Source organism: Lacticaseibacillus sp. 866-1 (assembly GCF_016861825.1).
Taxonomy (GTDB): domain Bacteria; phylum Bacillota; class Bacilli; order Lactobacillales; family Lactobacillaceae; genus Lacticaseibacillus.
This window is the reverse complement of sequence record NZ_BOLU01000054.1, coordinates 1-2,610: the sequence shown is the minus strand read 5'-3', so window position 1 is coordinate 2,610 and position 2,610 is coordinate 1. Positions and strand designations below refer to the sequence as shown.

At 49.1% G+C, this 2,610-nt stretch carries 4 protein-coding genes; 1 reads left to right on the top strand and 3 read right to left on the bottom strand.

All coding sequences use genetic code 11. From position 1 onward, the window contains the following. Positions 1 to 213, top strand: a 213-nt coding sequence (locus JUE30_RS11125; RefSeq protein WP_239061411.1) for a transposase, incomplete at its 5' end; no start/stop codon positions are given. A gap of 62 nt (positions 214 to 275) precedes the next feature. Here the strand turns inward: JUE30_RS11125 and JUE30_RS11120 are convergent. From JUE30_RS11120 to JUE30_RS11110, 3 genes are read right to left on the bottom strand one after another with little or no spacing between them, the layout of a single operon-like run. After that, positions 276 to 1,805: an IS66 family transposase gene (locus JUE30_RS11120; protein WP_203624878.1), complete on the bottom strand. Its 1,530-nt coding sequence runs from the start codon at positions 1,803 to 1,805 to the stop codon at positions 276 to 278. A 16-nt stretch (positions 1,806 to 1,821) separates the two neighbouring features. Further along, positions 1,822 to 2,214, bottom strand: a complete 393-nt coding sequence (gene tnpB / locus JUE30_RS11115) for an IS66 family insertion sequence element accessory protein TnpB (RefSeq protein WP_203624877.1) — start codon at positions 2,212 to 2,214, stop codon at positions 1,822 to 1,824. Then, a complete protein-coding gene (locus JUE30_RS11110) occupies positions 2,204 to 2,389 on the bottom strand; it encodes a hypothetical protein (protein WP_203624876.1) in 186 nt (61 codons plus the stop codon). Before JUE30_RS11110 ends, tnpB begins: the two co-directional genes overlap by 11 nt. Positions 2,390 to 2,610 lie beyond the last annotated feature (221 nt).

Below are 2,610 nucleotides of genomic sequence, written 5' to 3'. Positions count from 1 at the left end.
GCGCGTGACGCAGTCGCTCTTGATCAGGTTCTAAGCTCCTATAAGCCTCTTCAAAACCGAATGGATCAATCAATTACCTCGCTGCGAAAGTACAAGAAGCAGGTCCTGAACGCCTTGCGGTTTGACTACTCAAATGGCTTTCTAGAAGGCATTAACAGTCTTATCAAGAAAATCAAGAACACTGCCTATGGTTATAAAGTAAGCACCCAATAACCGACCGTCTTGCAAAGTAAGAAGGGGCGCAATCCTATTTTTGGATTGCGCCCCTTCATTGCTTAAGCGGTTTCGCTGGTTGCTGGCTTTAGATGCTGATTCCAAGGTAAATAAGCCTCAGCTTGTTTCCTCGTTGGTGAGGCAGACAGCTGTGACATTTCTTGCAGAAGGTGCTCTATGTAAATTCTTGGATCCAGTCCGTTCGCTTTGGCAGTCTCAACGATCGTCATCCAAATCGTATTAGCTTCGGCGCCCTTTGGGCTGGTGGCGAACAGCCAGTTCTTTCGCCCAATCACGAAGGACTTCATGTTCCGCTCTGAAGCATTGTTGCTCAAATCAATCTCGCCAAACTCCAAGACTCGATTGAGCATGCGCCGCTGATTCAAAGCGTAGGTCAGGGCGATGCCCAGTCGCGATTTCCGCGCCGGCGCGGCCTGATCACACCAAGCCCAGAACTGATCAATCAGAGGCTTTAGTTTCGCCAGTCGACATTTCAGGCGCTCGGCCGGTGATAAGAGCGCCCATTGTGTTTCAAGGTGGAACATCTGGTTGAGCAGCTCTAGCGGTTTCGTGCTGGTAAATTTGCCTTTGACCTTCGCTGCGTCGTCGTAGAATTTACGCCGAACATGCGCCCAACAACCAACACGGATGACGCTGTCGCCAAGAAGATTATATCCGGCATAGCCATCACACTGCAGGACCCCAGTATAGCCTGAGTATATTCGCTGCGCGAACTTACCAGAGCGGGTGTTGCCATAAGCGTAGTAGACGACCTGCTGGTCGGCGAGGCGAATGCTGCGTTCTACCCAAATGTACGATTTACTCTTGGCTGACTTGCCCGGTTCTCTCAGCACTTGGAACGGTGTTTCATCGCCTTGCAGGAACCGCTCTGACAGGAGGTACTCGTGCATCAGGTCATAGACTGGTCTGACGATTTCTGCCGCGTTGATTACCCAGTTTGTCATGGTCGTCTCACTGAGTAGAAGACCCGCTCGGCGCCATTCTAATATCTGACGGTAAAGCGGCGTACCCAGCGCGTATTTCTGGTAGAGTAACTCAGCGACTAGCGACGAGGTCGCGAGACTGTGCGGGAACAACGCCTGCGGCGCTTGTCCTTGATACAGGTGACTCACACCATCCTCAAGCTCACATTCCGGACACTTATATGTCTCTTCAAAGAGACGCTCAACATACAATCTGCCTGGTATGTGGTGGACCACTTCGCGCACGAGATGCTTGCCAACTTTAGTCAGTTGATGACCATGATCGCACAACTCACTTTCTCGAGTGATCACGGTTTCCTCAATGGGCAATTTTGGATCGATTGATTCACCGCGACTGCTTTTCGGCTTGCGCTTAGCTTTTACTACGACTATTTCTTCGCTTTGTTGCCCAGTCTGCTCTGGGTCGGTAAAAACACTGTTATCTCCCAGAAGAGAAAACTGATTAGGATCGGTCATCTTTTCTGAATGGGAGCCGTAGAGTTTCCGATTTAAATAAGCGACCTGCTCGGTGAGCGTCTGAACTTGTTTCATGAGTTTCCGATTTTGCTCGAGTGCCTGTTTGAGCAGATCTTCTGTCGTAGTGGCCATGGGCGTAGCCCTCATTTCATTGATGTTGGGTCGAGTGTACCACTGGTACGGCGGACTTTCTACCATTATTTCGTGGACAAAATTGGTTTACCGTCGACTCCAGTCCCCAACCAGATAAAAGACGCTCCAATTGCTTAGCGTGGAGTTTCTTAACCTCATTTTGAGTCGTTGGCCATTGCAGCCGCCCATCTTCAATTCGCTTGTAGAGCAGGATAAATCCATCGCCAGCCCAATATAGGGCCTTAAACCGATCCTTGCGGGTCCCGCAAAATAGAAACAGTGCCCGACTGTACGGATCCAGATGATATTCCTCTTGGATAACTCCAGCCAAGCCTTCAATACCACGACGCAAGTCGGTCTTACCGCAAATCAAATAAATGCCGCTGAGCTTGTGGATATCAATGAGCATTAGCGAACACCGCCTTCATCAAGGCATCCAGGATATAGCCCTGGATATGGTTATACACTACAACCGTTTTGTTGGTGTCGATCTTAACTTGGAAGGCCTTGGTGGCAGTGCTCAGTTGCGCCCGTCGCTGGTCATCCTCTAATTTGATCCGAACAATCTCAGGTTCCTCATCCATAAAATTACCTCACCAATTTAGATTTGATGAGGCAATCATACTGCCCGGCAAGGGGCAATCAAAGCCGGTCTGTTATTGGGTGCTTACGTTATAAAAACTGGGATAACTTTATCAACCGTATTTTCCTTGAGCGTGTCTGGTTTAACCCCAAAGCCCACAACCTGGCGGCTTAAAAAAAGAGTACCTAGACCAATTAAGGTCTAGATACTCTCATAAATTAT